This is a genomic window from Streptomyces sp. NBC_00820 (assembly GCF_036347055.1).
GTDB lineage: Bacteria > Actinomycetota > Actinomycetes > Streptomycetales > Streptomycetaceae > Streptomyces.
The window spans coordinates 6216300-6237876 of the sequence record NZ_CP108882.1; the positions used below are offsets into that span (position 1 = coordinate 6216300).

Annotated in this window: 17 protein-coding genes; 8 read left to right on the forward strand and 9 right to left on the reverse strand. The window is 72.3% G+C overall.

The genetic code is table 11. The annotated features are described in order from the left end of the window. The first annotated feature begins 459 nt into the window (after nt 1-459). Entirely contained in the window at nt 460-1614 is a 1155-nt protein-coding gene (locus OIB37_RS28000; protein ID WP_330460379.1) for a sulfatase, read from the forward strand. 74 nt (nt 1615-1688) lie between these two features. Here OIB37_RS28000 and OIB37_RS28005 read toward each other — a convergent pair whose 3' ends face one another. The 9 genes from OIB37_RS28005 to OIB37_RS28045 all read right to left on the reverse strand — a co-directional run bounded on the left by OIB37_RS28005 (nt 1689) and on the right by OIB37_RS28045 (nt 15071). Next, on the reverse strand, nt 1689-2855 hold the full coding sequence (locus OIB37_RS28005; protein WP_330460380.1) for a GNAT family N-acetyltransferase: 1167 nt from the start codon (nt 2853-2855) through the stop codon (nt 1689-1691). Between the two features lie 16 nt (nt 2856-2871). Next, a complete protein-coding gene (locus OIB37_RS28010) occupies nt 2872-7239 on the reverse strand; it encodes a non-ribosomal peptide synthetase (protein ID WP_330460381.1) in 4368 nt (1455 codons plus the stop codon). Beyond that, on the reverse strand, nt 7236-8849 hold the full coding sequence (locus tag OIB37_RS28015) for an AMP-binding protein (protein WP_330460382.1): 1614 nt from the start codon (nt 8847-8849) through the stop codon (nt 7236-7238). The genes OIB37_RS28010 and OIB37_RS28015 overlap by 4 nt, the downstream gene beginning before the upstream one ends. Then, nucleotides 8846-9127 carry an acyl carrier protein gene (locus tag OIB37_RS28020; RefSeq protein WP_330460383.1) on the reverse strand — a complete coding sequence of 94 codons (282 nt, stop codon included), beginning with the start codon at nt 9125-9127 and terminating at the stop codon, nt 8846-8848. The genes OIB37_RS28015 and OIB37_RS28020 overlap by 4 nt, the downstream gene beginning before the upstream one ends. Then, the gene (locus tag OIB37_RS28025) at nt 9124-10362 is read right to left on the reverse strand and encodes an ATP phosphoribosyltransferase regulatory subunit (RefSeq protein WP_330460384.1); all 1239 of its coding nucleotides are present in this window, start codon (nt 10360-10362) and stop codon (nt 9124-9126) included. Before OIB37_RS28025 ends, OIB37_RS28020 begins: the two co-directional genes overlap by 4 nt. Before the next feature lie 57 nt (nt 10363-10419). Next, on the reverse strand, nt 10420-11712 hold the full coding sequence (locus OIB37_RS28030; protein ID WP_330460385.1) for an MFS transporter: 1293 nt from the start codon (nt 11710-11712) through the stop codon (nt 10420-10422). A 164-nt stretch (nt 11713-11876) separates the two neighbouring features. Then, nucleotides 11877-12848, reverse strand: a complete 972-nt coding sequence (locus OIB37_RS28035; protein WP_330460386.1) for a dimethylarginine dimethylaminohydrolase family protein — start codon at nt 12846-12848, stop codon at nt 11877-11879. Nucleotides 12849-13091: 243 nt separating this feature from the next. Then, a complete protein-coding gene (locus OIB37_RS28040; RefSeq protein ID WP_330460387.1) occupies nt 13092-14513 on the reverse strand; it encodes a sulfatase-like hydrolase/transferase in 1422 nt (473 codons plus the stop codon). Between the two features lie 105 nt (nt 14514-14618). Beyond that, the gene (locus OIB37_RS28045; RefSeq protein WP_330460388.1) at nt 14619-15071 is read right to left on the reverse strand and encodes a DUF6027 family protein; all 453 of its coding nucleotides are present in this window, start codon (nt 15069-15071) and stop codon (nt 14619-14621) included. Nucleotides 15072-15433: 362 nt separating this feature from the next. On the opposite strand from OIB37_RS28045, the gene OIB37_RS28050 reads away from it, so the two are divergent. The 7 genes from OIB37_RS28050 to OIB37_RS28080 all read left to right on the forward strand — a co-directional run bounded on the left by OIB37_RS28050 (nt 15434) and on the right by OIB37_RS28080 (nt 21566). Then, nucleotides 15434-16777 carry an MFS transporter gene (locus OIB37_RS28050; protein WP_330460389.1) on the forward strand — a complete coding sequence of 448 codons (1344 nt, stop codon included), beginning with the start codon at nt 15434-15436 and terminating at the stop codon, nt 16775-16777. A 3-nt stretch (nt 16778-16780) separates the two neighbouring features. Next, nucleotides 16781-17146, forward strand: coding sequence for a 6-pyruvoyl trahydropterin synthase family protein (locus tag OIB37_RS28055; protein ID WP_330460390.1), 366 nt, complete (start codon nt 16781-16783; stop codon nt 17144-17146). Between the two features lie 141 nt (nt 17147-17287). Next, nucleotides 17288-17917 carry a 7-carboxy-7-deazaguanine synthase QueE gene (locus OIB37_RS28060; RefSeq protein ID WP_443058290.1) on the forward strand — a complete coding sequence of 210 codons (630 nt, stop codon included), beginning with the start codon at nt 17288-17290 and terminating at the stop codon, nt 17915-17917. Beyond that, nucleotides 17918-18529 carry a GTP cyclohydrolase I gene (gene folE / locus OIB37_RS28065; RefSeq protein WP_330460391.1) on the forward strand — a complete coding sequence of 204 codons (612 nt, stop codon included), beginning with the start codon at nt 17918-17920 and terminating at the stop codon, nt 18527-18529. 36 nt (nt 18530-18565) lie between these two features. Then, nucleotides 18566-19726, forward strand: a complete 1161-nt coding sequence (guaB, locus tag OIB37_RS28070) for an IMP dehydrogenase (protein ID WP_330460392.1) — start codon at nt 18566-18568, stop codon at nt 19724-19726. Continuing rightward, nucleotides 19723-20298 (forward strand): phosphoribosyltransferase, encoded by a 576-nt coding sequence (locus OIB37_RS28075; RefSeq protein WP_330460393.1) that lies wholly within the window; start codon nt 19723-19725, stop codon nt 20296-20298. Before guaB ends, OIB37_RS28075 begins: the two co-directional genes overlap by 4 nt. Next, a complete protein-coding gene (locus OIB37_RS28080; RefSeq protein WP_330460394.1) occupies nt 20295-21566 on the forward strand; it encodes a UbiD family decarboxylase in 1272 nt (423 codons plus the stop codon). Before OIB37_RS28075 ends, OIB37_RS28080 begins: the two co-directional genes overlap by 4 nt. The last annotated feature ends 11 nt before the right edge of the window (nt 21567-21577 follow it).

Consider the following 21577-nt stretch of genomic DNA (forward strand, 5'->3'; position numbering starts at 1 on the left):
TGTGTTCTTGGCACTCGCCGTCCAGTCGGGGCGAGTCCGACGGATGCAGGAAATCGATGGGAACGCTGTGTACTGCCTCGCTCGGGCTGGAACACGGACCGTCTTGGAAGTCACCACGCACAGAGCCTCCAGAGTAGTAAGAAGTGCTCGGTTGAACGGGCGGAACGGGCAGTAAGATACGGAGATCTTCATCATCCGCCAGGCGGTGACCCATTCACGCCGAATTCGGCGGATGCTCGTTGCCTCCGCGCGGCCGGTCTATGTTTACTCGTACACAACAGGGTGTCCAGGGGGGCGGGTTCGGCCGATCCGTCTTGGCCTAATTCACCTTCCTCATCGTAGGGAGACGCGACTCGTTTCGGTCGTTCTCCGGTCCGGCTGTCCTGAACGCCTCCCCCAGTCGGTGCGATCCGGCACCTCGACCCTCCGTAATCAAGCCACACCGGGAAGAGCACGCTCATGGGAAATGTCCTGTTCGTATCCCTCGACACGGTGCGGGCCGATGTCGCCTACTCGGGGCGGATGCCCGGTATCGAGGCGCTCCGCCGCCGGGGCGTCACCTTCCGGCAGGCGATCTCCTCGGCGCCCCTCACCCCGATCAGCCACGCCAGCGTCTTCACCGGTCTTCAACCCACCCGGCACGGCATCCGCCATCTTCTGCGCGAGAAGCTCCGGCCCGATGTCACGACGATCGCCGAGCGGCTGCGCGCGGCCGGCTACAACACGGGCGCCGTGGTCTCGTGCCCCGGCATGAACAAGTGGTACGGCCTGGACCGCGGCTTCGACTTCTACGACGACGAGATACCCCGCCTGCCGGACGGCAGCGACCCGTTGACGGTCGGGGACGTGAAGATGCGCGGCCTGGCACTCAAGCGGGCGCCCCTGGTCGTCGACCGCGCGCTGGAGTGGCTCGCCGGGCAGCAGGAGCCGTTCTTCCTCTTCGCGCACTTCTTCGACGCCCACTGGCCCTACGAGCCGCCGGAGGACGTCGGCGTGCCCGTCGACAACCCCTACGAGGGCGAGGTGGCGTACAGCGACCACTACCTCCAGCGGCTTCTCGCCGGGATCGAGGAACAGGGGCACGCGCTCGACGACCTGCTGATCGTCCTCTTCTCCGACCACGGTGAGGACCTCGCGGGCTGGTACCCCAACGACCACGCCGGGGACCTCGGCCACCCCTACGAGGAAGGGCACGGCTGCCTCCTGTTCGACGCCACCCAGCACGTGCCGATGATTTTCAGCGGACCCGGACTGCCGCGCGGCGCCGCCGTCGACAGCCAGGTACGTCTGGTGGACATCGCGCCGACCGTCCTCGACCTGCTCGGCATGGAGAAGGCCGACGGCGACGGCGCCTCCCTCACGGAGTTCTTCACCGACGGCGAGGGCACCTCCCGCCCCGCCTACTCGGAGACGTACTACCCGGAGGAGCGGCGGGCCGACGGCCAGTACCCGGACCTGCTGCCGCTCACCTCGGTACGGTTCTCCGACGACGCCGGCCGACGCAAGGTGATCTGGCACGTGGGCGGTGACCGGGTGGACGCCTACGACCTGACGGCCGATCCCCACGAACAGCAGGGACAGGCCCTCGTCGTGCCCGGAGACCAACAGGGCTGAACGCGCCTGCGGGCCACCGCCGCTTCCGCCGACAGCCGGGCGGACGCGCGTCGTGGCCCGCAGGCGCGCCCGGTTCAGCTCCCGCCCTTCGCTCCCTCCACGATGGACTCGATCCGCCGCTCGTGCATCAGCGTGACGAGGCGACAGGTCTCCGCCAGGTCGTCACCGAGTGCCTCGGGCCCCTTGAGGTACCAGAACAGCTTCCGGGGGACACAACCGCGCCGGAGCTTGGTCGTGTAGCCCTCCGGGCCGTAGTTGATCTCCCGGACGCCGCGCCGCAGCGCCTCCTGGACCATCGCGTAGTAGCCCAGGTTGAAATGCGCGAAGCTGTCCGTTCCGGCGCGGCCGACGTCACGGGCCGCCATCTTCACGTGGATGACACCCGCCCGCTCCAGGAACACCGCGAACGCCAGGAGTTCGCCGTCGCGACGGCCGACCAGCATGTGCGCGTACTCGCCGACGTTCTCCACCACGGAGCGGAAGACGGCCCTCTCGCCCTCGAAGTCGTAGGGACTGCCGTACTTCTCCTGCAGCCGGGCCTGCATGTCCGCGATCGTGTCGAGGTTGTCCTCGATGGACTCCAGGCCCACGGTGAAGCCGCTCTCCTCGAAGACGCGACGCTCCCGCAGGACGCCGCGGCGGCGGCTGAGGGTGTCCAGATAGCCCTCGAAGGAGTCGAAGGTGATCGGCAGCACACAGGTCGCGCCGGTCTGGACGGCCTGATAGCCCTCCTGTTCCAGTGCCTCACGGACCTCCCGCTCACCCTCCTCCACATAGAGAACGGCCGAGCAGTCGGCCTCCCACGCACCCCGCGCCTCGTCCATCTCCCGCACCAGCGGACGCAGCACGTCGGGCCGGCCGGACCACGACAGTCCGTGGGTGAAGCCGAACGGGGCCGTGCACACGACCGATCGGCCCAGCGTCGCCTCGATCCGCTCCGCGAGATACGCGGCCCGCTGCCGTTCCCCGGCCGAGAGCACGCTCAGCAGGGACTCGTTGCGCAGATGCCCGGAGGCCAGGCCGGCCGGAGTGAAGAAGGGCGGGACACCCGGGCCGATCGCGTACAGCGCGGCGGAGGCACGCACCGCGCCGGTCTCGTCGCGCCGCAGCACGTACCGCTGCCGGTCGGTGAGCGCCCCCTCGACACTCGTCGTCCAGCCAGGCGTGAGGAAGACGTTGTGCCGCGGGTCGGCAGGCCACTGCGGCACCTCCGCGATCTTCGTGTACCACTCCGGCTTCATCACTCGCACGTCCCCTTCACTTCTGCGCTGTCACACCGCTTGCGGGTGCGTCGGAACCCGTCTGACGCCCGTACCGCTCGGCCGGTCCGCCAGGCGGCGGCAGGAAACCCTCCCGCTCGAACGCGGCGACGTAGCGGGCGAAGAGCGCCTCGTCGACCGGCGGCAGGGTGACGCCGACCGTGTGCAGGGCGCGACGGGTCGGCTCGGAGTCGAACACACACGGACCGGTCGACCCGGCCCGCTCCTGTTCGGCCTCCTCCGGCGGGATCAGACCGAGCAGCGGGAAGGCCGCGTTGCCCGGGGCGCGTTCCACCCGGCGGTGCCACTCGGCGAGCGGGACGTCGTCCAGCGTGTGGCCGAGCGCCCGCAGCAGCCGTACGGCCTCGGCGAGGCGCAGCGGGCGCTCGCCGGAGAGGTGGTAGGTGCCGCCCGCGGTGGACGGATCGAGGGCGAGGGCCGCGATCGCCGCGCTCACACCGTCCACGGGCACCAGGTCGAAGGCGGGGGCGTAGCCGGCGGGGGCCGCGCCCGCCTGCAGGCAGCCCCTGACGAACAGCCAGAAGAAGTCCGAGGTCTGGCAGAGCCCACTGGTGCTGTCGCCGCTGATCCGGGTGGGCCGGAACACCGTGACCGGTAACCCGCGCCGTCTGGCCTCGTCCACCAGGGCCTCGGCCACCCACTTGGTGCGCGCGTAGCCATGGCGCAGCAGGCTCCCGTCACCGCGCGGCGTGTCGGCGTGGATCCGCGCCCCGGCCGGGCCCTCGGGCGGGTAGACCCCGACGGTCGACACATGGCTGACCGGCACGCCGCGGTGGGCCGCCGCCAGTCGCAGTACCTCCGCCGTGCCGTCCACGTTCGTCGCCTTCAACCTCTCGTAGGGCAGCGTCAGGTTCACGGCGGCGCCCACGTGGAAGACGGCGTCGGCGTTCCGCGCCAGCCGGTCGGCCTCATCGGGCGCCAGGCCCAGCCAGGGCCGAGCCAGGTCACCGGCGACCGCCCTGACGCGGTCCGGCCGCCACGCGGACGCCAGGCCGTAGCGCAGCAGGGCGTGCCGCAGACGGTGCTCGGCCGCGTCCGCGTCACCGGCGCGGACCAGGCAGGTGACGACGGCGTCGCTGCGCTTGAGCAGCTCCCGCAGGACGAACGCGCCGAGGAACCCGGTGGCACCCGTCAGCAGGACCTCGCGCGGCGCGGCGGCCGACCGGACCGGGCCGCCCGCGGGGACGATCGAGGGATCGAGCACCGCCTCCGCGGCGAGGCCGGAACGCCTCGTGGCACCGGCCGGGCCCCGGACGAGCCGGGTCAGAGCGGCCGGAGTCGGCGCGTTGAACACGTCCGCCGGGCGCAGTTCCAGGCCCAGCTCGGCGCGCAGGGCGACGACGAGTCGCACGGCGAGCAGGGAGTCACCGCCCAGCGCGAAGAACTCGTCGTCAGGGCCGACGTGACCGGCGCCGAGGACATCGGCCCACACGGCGGCGACGGAGCCGACCAGACCCGGCGCGGCGCTCTCCCGGGCCGCGGGCCGGGCCGGGCGGGCCTCCGCGTACCGTGCGCGCAGGGCGGCCCGGTCGGTCTTGCCGGTCGCCGTGCGCGGAAAAGCCGGGACAGGGAGCAGAACCGTGGGCACCAGCGGTGCGGGAAGCCGTGCGGCGAGCGCCGTGCGGACCTCCGCGGGGTCGGCACGGCCCGTGTAACAGGCCATGAGACGCCGGTCCGCCGGAGTGCGTCCCGTCACCAGGACAGCCGCGTCGCCCACCCCGGGCAGCCCCTGGAGCACCGCCTCCACCTCGCCGGGCTCCGTCCGGTAGCCGCGGATCTTCACCTGGTCGTCGGTACGGCCCAGGAAACGGATCGTCCCGTCCGCCTCGATCCTGCCGAGGTCGCCGGTGCGGTAGAGCAGGGCGGTGCCGTGGGCGTCGGCCGGGTCCGGGACGAAACGGCCGGGCGGCCCGTTCGTGACGTATCCCGTTGCGACGCAGGCTCCGCTCACGCAGATCTCGCCCGGCACGCCGACAGGACGGGGCCGCAACCGGCCGTCGAGCACCCGCACCACACTGCCGGGCACCGCGCGGCCGATGGGCGGCCGGTCGGGCCAGGCCGAGGGGTCACCCGTGAGCGGCTCCCGGGTGACCACATGCGTCTCCGAGGGGCCGTACTGGTTCTCCAGCCGGGCCCCGGGAGCCGCCGAAGCGAAGAACGACCGGATGGCCGGCGTGACGATGAGCTCCTCGCCGGCCGTCACCACCTCACGCAGACCGGCCGCGCGGCGGCCGACGGTCACGGCGTACTCGGCGAGCTGTTCCAGGGCCACGTACGGCAGGAAGAGGCGCTCCACCGCGTGCCGTTCGACGAAGTCCAGCAGGCGGTGCGGATCGGTGCGCACCTCGTCCGGCACCAGTACGAGCCGGCCGCCCGAGCCCCAGGTCGCGAAGATCTCCTGGAAGGCCACGTCGAAGCCGGGAGCGGCGAACTGCAGGGTCCTGGTGCCGTCCCCGGCCGAGGAGACCCGGCACTGCCACTCCACGAGCGAGGCCAGCGAACGGTGGGGGAGCGTCACGCCCTTGGGCCGGCCGGTCGAGCCCGACGTGTACACCACGTAGGCCGTGTCCTCGGAGCCGACCGGGGGCAGCGCGAGGCCGCCGGGCGTGCCGGCGAGGTCGCCGGGCCGCAGAACCGGTACTCCAGGCGGCGGCGCCGGCGGCTTCGGGCCGTCCGCGGCGAGCAGGGCCGCGGTACCGCTGTCCCGCAGCAGGAACTCGGCCCGCCCCGCGGGCAGCGCGGGATCGAGGCACAGGCAGACGGCGCCCGCACGCATCACACCGAGCAGGGCGACGGCGGTGCCGGTCGTGCGTGCCCCGTGCAGGGCCACGACCCGGCCGCTCAGGCCTCTCGCCACCAGGGCCCGGGCCACGGCCCCGGAACGCGCCCACAGTTCCGCGTAGGTGAGCGGCCGCACGCCGTCGTCCACGGCGACGGCATCCGGCACACGCCGTACCGTCCGCGCGACCGCGTCCGCCGCCGTCGGCACCGGCCCGGCGGGGGCCGGACGGGCGAGGGTGTCCAGCAGGCGACGCTCCGCCGGGTCCATGACGTCGAGGTCGTCGACGGCCCGCTCCGGGTGGGCCGTGGCGTCGGTCAGCAACGCCAGGAAGCGGTCGGCGAGCCGGCGGGCGGTGGCCGGGGAGAACAGCTCGGCGGCGTACCCCAGGCGACCGAGATAGCCGTCGCCGCGCGGGACGAGATGCACGAAGACATCGAACTTCGCCATGCCGTTGTGCGGGTACAGACGCTCCGCGTCGATCCCCGGCAGCTTCAGACCGGGGGCCCTGGCGTCGTCGACGGTGAGCACGACCTGGAACAGCGGGAAGCGGGAGGTGTCGCGGGAATCCGCGAGTTCCCGCACGAGCCGGCTGTGCGGGACCCGGCGGTGGGCCCGGACGTCGCGGACGACAGCGGCCGTGTCCTTGACGAGTTCGCCGAACGACAGCCCGGGCTTCAGCCGCTGGCGCAGCGGCATGACGTCGGTCAGGCAGGCGACGACCTGCTCCAGCTCGATCCGGTCGCGCCGGTCGACCGGGGTGCCGATCACCACGTCGTCCTGGTCGCCGAGCCGTGCCACGAGGGCGGTGAGCGCGGCCGTCAGCACGGTGAACGGCGTGACACGTGCTGTCCGGCACAACTGCCGTACGGCAGAGGTAAGTTCCGGTCCGACGGTGAAGCGGACCTCGCCGCCCGCGGCGCCGAGGCGGGCGGGCCGCGGGTGGTCGAGCGGGAAGGTGCTCTGCGCGGGGGCGCCGGCCAGCACCGTCCGCCAGTGCTCCAGGTCCGCTTCCGGTCCGGCGGTGTCCGCGCGCTGCGCCGTGGCGTACTCGGCGAACGACGTCAAGGGCTCCGGCAGTTGCGGCCGGCCGCCCTCGACTGCCGCCCGGTAGAGCTCGGCGAACTCCTCGTCGAACAGGCGCAGACTCCAGCCGTCGATCACCGCGTGGTGGACAGCCACCGCGAGCACGGCCTCGTTCGGAGCGCAGAGCAGCAACGTCGCCCGCAGCAGCGGCGGCCGGTCCAGCGGCAGCGGGCCCGACACCGCGGCTCGCAGCGCCTCGGCAAGGTCGTCGGGCCCTACCGGGCGGACGGCGAGCGGCACCGGGGCCGGCGGCGCGACCAGCTGCACCGGCCGGCCGTCCCGCAGGACGAGGGCGGAGCGCAGCGCGGAATGGCGCGCGACGAGCCCGGTGAGGGCGGCCTCGACGGCGCCGCGGTCGACCTCGCCGCGCAGCCGGTGCGTCCACGACTCGACGTACCGGCCGGGCGTGAACTGGTCGCTGAGCCAGATGGACTCCTGCTCGGCCGACATGTCGGTGCCGAGCCCGACGGACTCGCTCATAGGGGGTCCTTCCCGGTCCGGTCGCCCTCGTGGCCGAGCAGCGTCGCGACGAGCGCGTCCCGGTCGAGCTTGCCGGTGGCGGTCAGCGGCAGGGAGTCGGCGTGCCGCACCACGTCCGGCAGCAGATGCCGGGGCAGTACGGCGGCCAGTGCGCGGCGCAGCTGCCCGGCCTCGGTGCCGGTGCCGCTGTGGGTGTAGAAGAGGGCCAGCCGCGTGTACGTGCCGTCGGCGTCGGGCACGGGTACGGCCGCGCTGTCGCCGACGCCGGGAACCAGCCGGGCGGCGCTCTCCACCTCCTCCGGCTCGATCCGGTGGCCGCGGATCTTCACCTGGCGGTCGGTGCGCCCGGCGAAGTGCAGCAGCCCGTCGGCGTCGAACCGGCCGAGGTCGCCGGTGCGGTACATCCGCTCGGGGCGGCCGTCGGGGGCGAGTACGGGGAAGGCCCGGGCGGTGAGTTCCGGTTCGCCGAGGTAGCCGAGCGCGAGTCCGGCCCCACTGACGCAGATCTCCCCGACGGTCCCCGGCGGCACGGGACGGCCGTCGCGCAGCACCCGCACGTGGCGGCCGGGGGCGCTGCGGCCGACCGGGATGCCGCCGGGCCGGTCGCAGTCCTCGGGCAGCACCCGGTGCACGGTGGCGAAGACGCAGGTCTCGACGGGGCCGTACCCGTTGAACAGGGCGGTTTCGTGCCGGTCGAGGAAGGCGCGGACATGCGGCACGGAGAGCCGTTCACCGCCCGTGATGACCCGGCCCAGTCCGCGGAAGCAGTCCGGGTCCTCACTGACGAACACGTTGAACAGGGACGCGGTGAGCCACACCGTGTCGACACCGTGCGAACCGGCGAGCGCGCGCAGGGAGTCGGGCATCAGCGGAGTGCGCTCCACGAGGACACTGGTGCCGCCGAGGACCAGCGGCCCCCAGGTCTCCAGCGTGAAGGCGTCCCAGCCGGCGGGTGCGGCCTGCGGCATGACGGGTGTGGCCGGGAAGGGCGTGAAGCCGTCGCCGAACAGGCTGGTGGTGGCGGCGTGTCCGCTGACGACCGGCTTGGGCCGGCCGCTGGTGCCGGAGGTGAAGAACACGACGGCGGGGCTGTGACCGTTAACCGACGGCTGCGGCACGACGGCCTTCGGCGACCGGCTGCCACGAGCCGCCAGGTCGCGGGGGTCGTCCGGGGGCGGCGACCACACCGGCCCGGACCAGCCCTCGAAGGGGCCCGGTGCGACGACCACCGGGGGACGCAGCATCGCGAGGACCGTCCGCAGGCGCGCGGTGGGCCAGGCGGGGTCCAGGGCCGCGTACGCCGCCCCGCACTTCAGCACGGCGAGCAGTGCCGCGACCTGGCCGGGTCCGCGGGGCAGCAGGACCGGGACGAAGCTGCCGGGTCCGGCGCCGAGCGTGGCGAGGCGTGCGGCCCAGGCGTCGGACAGGGCGTCCAGTTCGCCGTAGCCGAGCCGTACGTCTCCCTGGACGAGGGCCGTCGCGTCGGGGGTGGACAGCGCGTGCCGGGCAACGGCGGTGTGGATCAGCGGCTCCGTGCCGCCGGACGCCGCCGGGGCACCGGCCGTCCGCCGGGCCGCCCTCGCCCGGGACGGGGCCGTGGTCTCGTTCACCGCGCCGCCCGGGCCGCGTCCACGGTCTCGACGAAGGCCGCGAGGTCCTCGCTGTCCAGCAGGGTGGTCGCGTCGATGTCGGTGCCGATCCGCCGGCCGATCCGCAGACAGATCCGCACGGCGTCGAGCGAGGTGCCACCGAGGTCGAAGAAGCTGTCGGCCGGCCGGACCGGGCTCTGGCCGGTCACCTCCGTCACCACGGCGAGCACCAGCTCCGCGGTCGCCACCTCCCCGCCGTCCGGTAACGCGTCGTCCCCGGCGATGTGATGACGGCTCACCGTTCCGTCTCCTCGAGGCCCTGCTCGATGAACTCCCGCTGCTGCGGCGAGCGGTGCCGCACCGACACCCGGTCGCCCTCGACGAGGACGAACCCGTAGTCGCAGTAGTGCTCACTGCGCAGCACGGACGTCCACTTGCGGCGCGGAAGCGGCAGCACCGCCGGGTACATGCCCCGTTCCGCCAGGCGGCTCCGGATCTTCTCGGCGGCCGCGGTGTCCGCGGGGTTGCGATCGAGATCGGCGAGGATCGCCACGCGCGGTTCCCGGGGTACGGGGGTCATCAGCTGGGCCAGGACGGTCAGGCCCAGGCCCATGCAGACCGCGGGGACCGGGTTGTGGTTCATCAGTTCGCAGAGCTGGTCGATCCGACCGCCGTCACCGATGAGGAACGGCTCGGGCACCGCGCGGGCCGTGGCGAAGATCTGGTAGTTCATCCCCGAGTAGTGGCCGGTGCCGTGGATCTGGCTGAGAGTGAAGGTGAGTTCGGCACCGGGCAGCATCGGCCGCAGCCGCGCCCACACCTCCTCCACGGCCGCGGCTTCCTTCTGGATGCCCGGGTGTTCGGCCTGGGCGGCCTGCCGCACGAACTCCTCGACCGGCATCCGCTCGGGCTCGAACAGCGTCAGCAGCAGCCGGCGGTCGGCCGGGGACAGCTCCGCGACCTCGGCCAGGACCTCTTTCGGGCCGCGCTCGTCGAACCGTACGGCCTGGGTCAGTCCGGGGCGTACGGAGTCGAGGACGTTGTGGTCGGCGAGCTGGACGAACACCGGCTCGATGCCCGGTATTCGCTCCAGAACCTGGTGGGAGACGGCGATGATCTCGGCGTCGGCGTACGCGGAGCGCAGGCCCCAGGCGCCGAACAGCAGTTGCTGGAACTCCCGCCGGTAGCCGGGCAGGTTGGGCTGGCGGTCGCGGTGCAGGGTGGCGGCCTGGGCGAGTTTGAGCGGGGGAGGGGAGGGCAGGTCCGCCACGAAGCGGGACATGCTCATGGCCAGGTCGGCCTGGAGGGCGTACCGGCTGCCCTCCTTCACGCGGTGCACCTCGAAGATCCGGCTGGCGTGCACCTGGGTGGCGGCGACGTAGCGCTCCCGCAGCTCCATCGACGTGGTTCGCATCCGCGTGAAGCCGTGAACGCGCGCCACCTCGGTGAAGAGGTCCTCGATGAACCGGCTGTTGTCCAGTTCCTCATCGAGGATGTCGTAGAAGTGGGGAATTCTGCTCTGAATGCTTTTCATGCGGCTGCGACGGACCTTTCCACTTCAGGACGGCAACGACACCTGCGGCGGGGGACGTCAGGAGGGGGGACCGTCCGTGACGGACCGGTCCTGTCCGCCGGTCACCGGCACGGGGACGGGCCCGGACTCGTCCCGTGGGACGAAGCGCAGGCCGCGGATGCTGGGAACGCACAGGACGAGCGGGGCGGTGGTGAGCGTCCAGGCGACGGACACCCAGAGCGTGCCCGTCGCTCCGATCGAGCCGGAGACGGGGCCGGCAGCGGCGTAGCCCAACGGTAGCAACGCGGACGACAGAAGGATGTCGTTCGAACTGACCCGGGACAGCTTGTCGGGCGCCACATGGTGCTGGAGGGCGGTGGTCCAGTTGGTCAGCGCGATCGTCACGGCCAGCCCGGAGAGGAACTCCGCGCCCGCGACGACGACGAGTGGCGTTCCCAGGGCGAGCGCGGCGGCCGGCGCCGCGTATCCGGGAGCGAGGATCAGAGCCGCCGCGACCAGGGGGCGGCGCGGCTGCCAGCGCAGTGCCAGCAGGCCACCGACCACGGAGCCGAAGGGCAGGCAGGCGAGCACCGTGCCCCAGGCGGCGGCGCCGCCGAGGGACTCCTGCGCGATGAGGGGACCGAGGACGACGAGCGGGGCGACGACGAAGAACAGGTTGGAGGCGTCCCACAGCATCTGCACCCACAGCCAGTTGTGCCGGGTGATCTCCAGCCAGCCCTCGCGCAGATCGGTGAAGAACGGCCGGCGTTCCCTGGCGGGACGCTCCGCCGGATGGATCAGCAGCAGACAGACGACGCTCACCACGAAGGTCGCGGCGTCGGCGAGGAAGACGACGCCGAAGCCGACGTGCGTGACCAGCAGACCCGCGACGGCGGGTCCGACGATGCCGGCGGCCGAGTTGGAGATGTTGCTCAGGGAGTTGGCCTGGTGCAGTTGGTCGGGGTGCACGAGGTCGGGGATGATGCCGGCCGCCGCGGGACGGAAGAGACCCTGACCGGCGCCGTGCACGGCGGTGAGGACCAGCAGATGGGTCATGGTGGCGTGTCCGCTTGCCAGCAGCAGTGCCAGCACTGTCTGGCTGACGGCGCGCGTCCCGTCGGCGGCGAGCATCACGGTGCGTCTGCGGAACTGGTCGGCCCAGACGCCGCCGATCAGGAGAGCGGCGATCTCGGCGACGGTGCCCACGGCCAGGACGAGCCCCACGCTGGTGGCCGAACCGGTCAGGTCCAGAACGGCGAAGACCGTCGTGACAGGCACCAGGCCGCTGCCGAACCGGGAGGCCGTCTGACCGATCCAGTAGCCTCTGAACGCGGTTGTGCGTAAGACGCCTAAGGACTGCTGCAGGGTCACCGCAGAGAACTCGCTTTCTCCGACCTGGGCAGGGTGGGGCCGTACGACCGGCTGTGCGGCTGTGCACCGGTCCCAACCGTAGCGTCACGCGCCGTGACGCTCCACCGCTATCGGGCGGCGCGGCACGGTTTCTGCCGGTGCGTCAGGCGTCGGGCGCCGGGTCCCTACGAGGACGCCGACCGGTGCAGGATGCCGGTCAGACAGCCGAGGGCGCCGGCCGCCCGGACGTACTCGCCGACGTCGACGGCCTTCGTCTCGATGCCGGCCGACTCCAGTCGTCGCCGGGTGCGCGGGCAGCCGTCCGGCATCAGCACCTTTCCCGGCGCCAGCGTCACCACGTTGAGGCTGCGTCGGCCGACGACCTCCTCGTCGGGTTCGAACTCCAGCAGCTCGTAGTCCCGGGCCGCGAGTGCGGCGCGCAGTTCGTCCGTCGCCGCCGCCCCGTGCAGCAGGGCACGCCGTGCGTCGACGGGGACCAGGGAGCCCAGCAGATGCTGCACGCCGGGGCCGAGCGGCACGGGCAGCACCTCGGCCCGCTGCTCGGCGAGGACCTGGCGCAGCGCGGCGCCCCCTGCCCGGTCGGTGCGGAAACCGGTGCCCACGAGGACCGTCCCCTCGTCGATCCACAGGGCGTCGGCTCCCTCGAACGACGCGGTCCCGCGGACGGTGTGCAGGATGGGGACGCCGGCCTCGGCCAGCGCGAGTGCCGCGTGGCGCTCCTCACCGGCCCGCTGCGCGGACGCGGTGCGCCCCAGTACCGCTCCCTCCGGGGTGACCAGGAACAGATCACGCAGGAAGATCACATTGGGTGGGGTGTCCGGCGGGGGCGCGGTCACATGGACCGTGACGCCCTCCTCCCTGAAGGCGTCGGCCACCGCGTCCGTCTGCGCCCGCAGCCGCCCCAGGTCGACCCGTCCGGTCATCAGCTGGGCGCCGGGGTCGGTCACCGCGCCCATGCTGTCCGGCGGCCGGGCGAGCAGCACGGCCCGCAGTGGGTCGACCTCGCTGCGGTACCCGCAGCGGGCCCAGATCCGGCCCGCCCGGCTCTCCGCGGCATGACTGTCCAGGCGGCGTGACCAGCCGGGTCCGCCCAGCGTGCTGGGCGGCTGCGCGCTGGCAGGGGACGCGCAGTCCATACGGCGTTCTCCTCGCTCGGGTGCTCGGGTGCTCGGGTGCTCGGGTGCTCGCGTGCTCGGTCTTCTCGGGCCGCCGGGCTCGGCCGGGTCCGGTCCGGGCCGCCCGGGACGGCTAGGGCCTTTCTTCCGGATCAGGCCGGCTCCGGTCTGCGGTGCCTTCTCTGCCAGACCCCGCGACCCCGGCAAGATCCGGAAGAGAGGCCCTAGGCCTCGCCGGACCGCGTCGGATCTCCGGTCGCCGGCTCAGACCGAGTAGCCGAGGGCGCGGAGCTGGCCGCGGATCTCGTCGGTCGCGGGGACCTGTGCGGGCTCCCGCAGCGCGGTGCGGTAGTCGTCGAGCAGGGTCAGCAGGTCCACGCCGTCGTCATCGGGCACCGCCCGGGGCACGCCGTCCGCGCCGATCCTCTCCACGCGGACGCTGTCGAAAGGCGTCGCCCGCTGGAAGGCCTCGGAGTAGTGGCGGGCCATCCGCACCACCTTGCGGTCCCCCGCATAGGCCGCGTGGCCGACCAGGAAGTGCCGCAGCGGGCCCGGATCACGGCCGCTCAACTGCTTCTCCTGGAAGGCGATGAAATCGTTCAGCTCGGCGTTGTACGACTCGGCGAGGGCGGGCGCGTCCGCGTCCAGGGCGCTCTCGCCGCGCACCACGGAGGCGAGCGAACGCCCGTCGAAGACCCCGGTGGCGGGGGCCGGGACGCCGCTCAGGTCCAGCACGGTGGGCGCGATGTCGACCGTCCGGATGCGATGGGTGTGGGTGCCCGGCCTGACCCCGTCGCCGACGATGATCAGCGGTACCCGCAGCACGCCCTCGGCCATCGAGTTGAAGTGTCCGTTGGTCTGCGCGTCGAACTCCTCGCCATGGTCGGCGAACAGCACGAGCAGCATCCGTTTGCCCGTGGCGGCCACCCGTTCGGTGAGCCGGTCCACGAAGCCGGTCAGCCGGGTGGCCAGGAAGTGCTCCACCCCGTCGAGATACAGCTGCATCAGCCGGTCGTAGGCGCCCTGTTGGTGCAGATACGTGGTGGCGCGCTTGTAGCGGACCAGCAGATCGGCGTCCTCGGGTTTCCGGTAGGTCTCCACCAGCCGGTCCACGAACGGCAGTTCGTCGGGCAGGCCGGCCTCCAGCTCGGCGACCTTCTCCCGGTAGGCGTCGCCGCCGAAGGTCAGGCTGTGGAAACCGTAGGGGAGGTGAACGCCACCGAAATGGGCGAGGGCCACCGTGCGGTCCGACGAGGCGACGGCCTCGATGAACTCGTCGTCCTGTTCAACGAGATACGTGTCGATGTTCCGGGTGAAGCCGAGTTCGGGGCCGAGAATAATGGGAAAGTCCACCTTCATCACCGTGCGCCGGCCGTCCCGCCGCCCGTAGGTGAATAGCGTGGGGGCCCTCAGCGACCCGTTGTAGAATTCGTGAATTCCGTTGTGCAGCGGGTATTGGCCGGTGAATATCGCCCCGTGCGAAGCCGCCGTGTAGGGGGCCGCGCTGATCATGTTGGGGAAGAAGGCGCCGCGTGAGGCCAGCTCGTCCAGCAGCGTGGTGCGGACCGGGCGGACGCCGGGGTGCGTGTGCGGCCACAGCGGCGTGGGGTGCGCGGACAGCGCGTCGGCGCGGAGCGTGTCGACGGACACCAGGACGATGTGGTCGTAGTGGCTCGGCTCGGGCACGGGTTCTCGGCCTCCGATGGGCTCTGCGATAGGTCTCGGCTGCTGGGCGACGGTGTTCGACTGAGGAACACGCGCCGGTTGAACGAGGGGCGGGCAGCGGGGGGCTCAGTCCGCGGCCGGTGCCTCAGGGGCCCGGTCCTCCGCCTGCGGGGGATAGATCTCGGGGTCGTCCAGGGGCAGCTTCAGCCAGGACAGCATCTGCCGCAGCTGGTGGTAGGCGGCGAGGCGCTCCTCGTCCGTGCACGCGCTCTCGGCCCGGGCGACAGGCTCCCACAGCCGGTGGATCATCACCGGCCCGATCTCCAGCAGACCGCCGCTGCCGCCGCTGGCCCACCGGGCGAGCACGTACCGGACGACGGCTCCGGTGGGAATGCCAAGGTTGCGGGACATGCCGCGCACCGTGTGCAGCGGGTCGAGCAGGCCGTAACCCACCACGTCCGACTTGAAGTTGGCGTGCGGATCGTCCTTCGCCCAGGTGCCCTTCCAACGGCGCAGGCACACCACGTCCTCCCCGTCCGCGGTGGTCCACACATCGGCATCGGGCACGTGGCTCTCCACCCCCGCCTCCTTTCGGATTCCGACAGGTCCGGACGAGTGTTCCGCCGCGCGGACGGTTGCGCAACCGTGCATTCGGTCCGGCCGGATGTTCATTCCGCCCGCTGGACAGGACGAATGCGGGCGGGGTAACCATGAAGACCGATCGCACTCCGAGCCGCCTCCACCTGTGACCGAACCGGATTCCCCACCGGGGGATTCCCGTGCCGGGCACCGCCGTTTTCGTCCGCTCCCGGGCAGAAGTGAATGGACTCGTCGAGGAAATCCATGACCGTGCCGCATGTCCGCCGCCCCGCGCGTCCTCAGCCGTACGACCGCCCTGTCCCGCCCCGTCCCGCCCGCTCCGGTGAGACGAGGGGGCAGGCGTGACTTCCGTGAGCCACGTCGTGGCAGGACGGACCGCGCCCCCCGGCGTGACCCGGCGCGTCCTCGCCGCGAGCACCATCGGCAGTGCCATCGAGTGGTACGACTTCTACCTCTATTCGACGGCGGCCACGCTGCTCCTCGGCCCGTTGTTCTTCCCGCATCAGTCGCCGGCCGCGGCCACGCTCGCATCCTTCGCCACCTACGCCGCCGGGTTCGTCGCCCGCCCCCTCGGCGGCGCCCTGTTCGGGCACTTCGGCGACCGTGTCGGCCGCAAGTCGATGCTGGTGCTGACCCTGGTGGTGATGGGCGGGGCGACCTTCCTGGTCGGGGTGCTGCCGACCTACGGACAGGCCGGCCTGTGGGCCCCCGTGCTGCTCGTCACCCTGCGCGTGGTCCAGGGCATAGGCATCGGCGGCGAGTGGGGCGGCGGCGTCCTGATGACGACGGAGCACGCACCGCCCGGCCGCCGTGCCCTGTTCAGCAGCCTGCCGGCCGCCGGCTTTCCGCTGGGTCTGGCCGGCAGCACGGCGATGATCTCGCTGGTGTCCCTGCTGCCCGACGACGCACTCATGACATGGGGCTGGCGGCTGCCGTTCCTCGCGTCCGCCGTGCTCGTGGCCGTCGGGATGTACGTCCGGCTGGGGGTGGCGGAGAGCCCCGAGTTCCTGCGCGAGAGGCGCAGCGGTGCGCCGGCGAGGGTCCCGATCGCCGAGGTGCTGCGGCACCGTCCGGGCCACGCGGTGCGCGGGGCGCTGGCGGCGCTGGGTCTCGCGATGATCGTCAGCACGTTCTCGGTCTACCTCGTCGCGCATGCCTCCCACACCCCCGGCACTCGGCCGCTGCTGATGACCGGACTCGTGGTCGGCGCGCTGCTGGAGGCGGCGATGCTGCCCGTGTTCGGCGCGCTCTCCGACCGCTACGGGCGCCGCAGGGTCCTGCTGTTCGGCTACGCGGTGTGCGCGCTGACGGCGGTTCCGGCGCCCGGCTGGCTGACCTCCGGTGACCTGGTACGCGTCGTGCTCGTCTTCGCGGTGGCGATGGGCATCGGGCACGCGGCTGTCTACGGCGGCTTCGCCGCGTATCTGGTGGAGCTGTTCCCCACCCGGTACCGGTACTCCGCACTCGCCGTGACCTACCAACTCGGCGCCACGCTGGCGAGTTTCGGCCCGTTGGTGGCGGCAGCCGTCGCGGGCTCGGGCAGCACGGCGTGGCCGGGTGTGTGCATCCTGCTCGGAACGCTGGCGGTGGCCGCCTGCGCGGTGGCCGCGCCCGGCCGGCGCGCAGGCGCCCAGGCTCCGCCGGCCCGCTCGTCGAACCGGACGACCTCAGGCGCAAGGGAGTAGCGGATGCTGTCCATCACCAAGGAATTCCATTTCTCCGCCAGCCACCAGCTGGCCCACCTGCCCTCCGACCATCCCTGCACCCGGCTGCACGGACACAACTACGTGCTGGTCGTGGAACTGTCCTGCGCCGAGGAGAACGTGAACCGCGCGGGCTTCGTGCGTGACTACCGGGACCTGGACACCCTGAAGAAGTGGATCGACGACGTACTGGACCACCGGCACCTCAACGACGTCATGGACGACAACCCCTCCGCGGAGAACCTGGCGCGCTGGGTGCACGGCAAGTGGTCCGGGGAGTATCCGGAACTGACCGCCGTCAGGGTGTCGGAGACACCGAAGACCTGGGCCACCTACAGGCCCGCGGTGTGACCGGCACCCGCCGGCACCCGCCCGCAGCGACCCGGAGGAGGTGGGGTACATGAACAGGCCGAAGCTCGTCGTCAACGAAATCTTCGGTCCCACCTGACCGTCCAGGGCGAGGGACCTTCCACCGGCCGTTCGTGCGCCTTCCTGCGCCTCGGCGGCTGCAATCTGACGTGTACGTGGTGCGACACCCCGTACACCTGGGACTGGACCGGGAGTTCGGAGTCCGGGGTCGCCCACCAGCCGTCGCGGGAGCTGCACCCGATGACCGTCGAGGAGGTGACCGAGCGGTTGCTCGCCTACGGCACACCTCTCGTGGTGGTGTCCGGCGGCGAACCGCTCAGCCAGCAGCTGCGGCTGCTGCCTGTGGTCGAGAACCTGAGGGCCGGCGGTGTGGACGTGGAGATCGAGACCAACGGAACCGTCGTGCCCGCGCCACAGTGGGCGGCGACCGGTGTCCGGTTCAACGTGTCACCGAAACTCGCCCACTCGGGAGTCGCAAAGAGCAGGCGCATCGTTCCCGGCGCGCTCACGGCGTTGCGCGCGCTGCCGGGCACCTGTTTCAAGTTCGTCTGCGCGGCGCCCGACGACCTCGCCGAAGTGGAGGAAGTCGTCCGCGCTCACGCACTGGACAACGTTTGGATCATGCCACGCGGCCAGTCGCCGGAGGAGATCGCCGATGGGCTGCGCGCCCTGGCCGACCCGGTCGGCGTCCGCCGGTGGAATCTGACCGGGAGGCTGCACGTGACTGTCTGGGGAAACCAGCGGGGGGTATGAATGACTCAGAACACCGAGACCGCACCAGTGCTGACGATGGCGGGGACCGGCGAACGGCGGCCCGACCCGCTGGAGCGCATCGCCCGGGAGCTGCTGCTGGAGATCGGCGAGGACCCTGAGCGGGAGGGACTGCTCGACACCCCGGCGCGCTGGGCCCGTTGGTGGCGGGAGTTCGCCGAGTACGACCCGGGCACGGTGGAGACCGCGTTCACATCGGCCGGCAGCCCCGGCACGGTGTCGGTCTCCGGGATCGAGGTGTGGTCCCTGTGCGAACACCATCTCCTGCCGTTCTCCTGCCGGGTGACGATCGCCTACCGGCCGCGGGGACAGGTGCTGGGGCTCAGCAAGTTCGCCCGGATCGCCCACCAGCACGCCCACCGGTTGCAGGTGCAGGAGCGGCTCACCTCCGACATAGCCGACGCCGTCGAGAAGTTCACCGCTTCCCCGGACGTCGCCGTGCTGTGCCGGGGCGAGCACCTGTGCATGGCCATGCGCGGCATACGCACCCCGGCGACGATGACCACCGTCGCCTGGCGGGGAGCCTTCGAGGACCCCGCGGCGCGCGCGGAGTTCCTCGCCTTCCAGCCGACCACCGGACCCGGCCCGCGGTGACCCCGGGGGCTGACGCAGAGAGGACCGGAACACCACGTGCGTATCACCACCGAGCCCCGGACCGGGCTCAGCTTCGACGACGTGCTGCTGGTACCCCAGCGCACCTCGCTGCGCAGCCGCCGGCACGCCGATCTGACCAGTGAGCTGCTGCACGGGCTGCGCCTGCGCACTCCTGTCGTGTCGGCCAACACCCAGTGGTGCACCGGCGATCGGATGGCCGTCGGCATGGCACTCAACGGCGGGCTGGGCATCCTGCACCGGATGCAGACGACCGCGCAGCAGGTCGAGCAGCTGCGCCGGGCCAAGGCCCACGAGCCCACCGCCGAAGAGCGGGAGGCGGGGCCCACACTGGACACCGGCGGACGGCTGTTCGTCGGGGCCGCGGTCGGCGTGACCGGGGACTGGCGGGAGCGGGCCGGCCAACTCGTCGCGCACGGCGCCGACCTGCTCGTGGTCGACGTCGCGCACGGCCACAGCGACCAGGTTCTGGAGGCCGTGACGCGGTTGCGCGGCGACCACCCCGCCGTGCCGCTCGTGGCCGGCAACGTGGCCACCGCCGCGGGCGTCCGCGATCTCGCCGAGGCCGGTGCGGACGTCGTCAAGGTCGGCATCGGGCCGGGCGGAGTGTGCACCACCCGGCTGGTGGCGGGCACCGGCGTGCCGCAGCTCACCGCCGTACTGGACTGCGCGGCGGAAGCCGCCCGGCACGGCGTGCGGGTGATCGCCGACGGCGGTGTCCGGCACGCCGGAGACATCGCCAAGGCGCTGGCGGCCGGGGCCGCGGCCGTCATGCTCGGCAGCCTCCTCGCCGGGGCCGACGAGAGCGAGGCCGTGCCGGTGCTGCGCGACGGCGTCCCGTACAAGGTGAGCCGGGGATTCGTCTCGCTCGGCATGGAACTGACGCTGCGCCGGGAGGCCGGCGAGAAGATCACCCGGGAGGAGGTCGACGACTACGTCCCCGAGGGCGTGGAGGCCACCTTCGCCGCCACGGGGCCGCTGAAGCGGACCCTGCGCCAGCTCACCGGCGGAGTCCAGTCGGCGCTGAGCTACTCGGGCGCCGCCGACGTCGACGCCTTCCGCGAGAAGGCCGAGTTCGTCCGGGTCACCCCGGCGGGACAGGCCGAGAACACCCCGCACGTGCGCTCCCGTACCGAGCAGATCGAGATCGACCATGTGACGGAAGCGGTGGGCGGATGACGGGACAGGAACTGCCGGGAGAGTCCGCGACGGCCGGCGAACGGCCCGGCATGTGGAGTCGGCAGGGTGCTTACGAACTGAGCTGGCACGACCTGGGCACCGCACTGGACAGCATCGCCCGCTCCGTCCGCGCCGATGGCTTCACCCCCGATGTGGTGCTCGGCGTGGCCCGCGGCGGACTGCTCGCCGCGAGCTATCTCACGTGCGCCCTCGACGTGCCGCAGATGAGCCTCGTCCGGGTGCGCCGCACCCGCGACGACAGCCAGTACGCGGCCAAGCGCCCGCCGCTGCTCGAACAGGAGGGCCCCGTGCCGAAACCCGGTACCGCCGTCCTGGTCGTGGACGACATCGTGGGCACCGGCGCCACCGCCGACGTGGTGCGCGAGCATCTGCGCACGGCGGGCGTCACCGACACGGACGTCCGCTTCGCGGCCCTGGTGCGCAACCACCGCTCCGGTTACGTGCCGGACTACTGCCCGGCGGTCGTCGACGACTGGGTCGTCTTCCCCTGGGAGCAGGGCTGGGGCCGCACTGCGGGCACGCGTCCCTTCCCGCTCGGGGAGGCGAGGTGACACATGCCCCCGCACCCGACTTCACCAGCAGCGGCCTGACCCGCGTCGCCCCGTCCGAGGCCGGGCTGCCCCCCTGCTACGACGCGGTGGACGTCTACGCCTGTGACCGGCCCCTGCGGGCCGAGGTGGAGGTGGCCCGCACCCTGGCCGACCTCGAACGGCGGCACGGGGCCCGGCCCACCACCGTGTTCACCCGGATCGTGGACCGGCCGGGGACCCGGGTGCTCGGCCACCCCTACCCGCGTGCGGTGCTGCTCGCGGCGCTCGGAGTGGACGAGCACACCCGACTGTCCGACATGGCCACCCGGCTGGCCGGTCCGCCGCATCGCGTGCGCCCGGCACCGGAACCGGACGGCGCACCCGCGGGGCTGGAGGAGCTGAAGGGCCTGGACGACCTGCCCGTGCTCCGGCACCGGCCCGGCGACGGCGGGCGGTACGTGACCGCGGGCATCGGCGTGACGACCCGCCCGGACGGTTCCGAGCCCAACCTCGGCTTCTACTGCGTCCAGGCGGTCTCCACGCGCCGCGCCCGCGTTTTCATGGACCCGCGCACCGATGCCCACCGGAACCTTCAGGCATGGCACGCGCAGGGCAGGCCGATGCCGGTGTCGGTGTTCCTGGGCGCGAACCCCGTGCACGCCGTGGTGGCGGCCTCCCGGCTGCCCGCCGAGGGCGACGACTACCAGATCGCCTCACGGCTGCTGCGCGACGACGTCACCGTCACCGGCGCCCCGCCCGTCCCGGCCGACGCCACCCACGTGCTGACCGGTCGGGTACTCCCGGTGCGGGAGACGGAGGGCCCGTTCGGCGAGTTCAAGGGCTACTACGTCGAGGAGCGGGAGGGCTACGTCCTGGACGTCACGGGTGTGGCCGCTCGCTCCGGCGCTCCCTGGCCGAGCATCGTCGCGGGCGCCGAGTCGGGGCTCACCCTGATGAGTTTCCAGAACGAGTACCTGATGTACGCCCATCTCACCGGGCAGGGCCTGCCGGTGAGGTCGGTGCGCTACTCCGTAAAGGCGCGTGGGGAGTTCGTCGCCCTGATCGAGACCGACGCGCCCGACCTGGACCTGGTGCGGGAGGCCATGCGGTTCGACGTCCGCGCCAAACTCGTCCTGTGCGGGCCCGATCTCCGCGACGTCGGACAGGCTTTGGCCACATACGGCTTCGTCACCCATCGCGCGCCGTACTACCGAAAGGGCAGGATCGAGGGTGAGCGGCTGGGCCTCGCGTTGGTGATCCCACCGACCGGACGCCCCGTCGAGTACTGATCACGAGACCG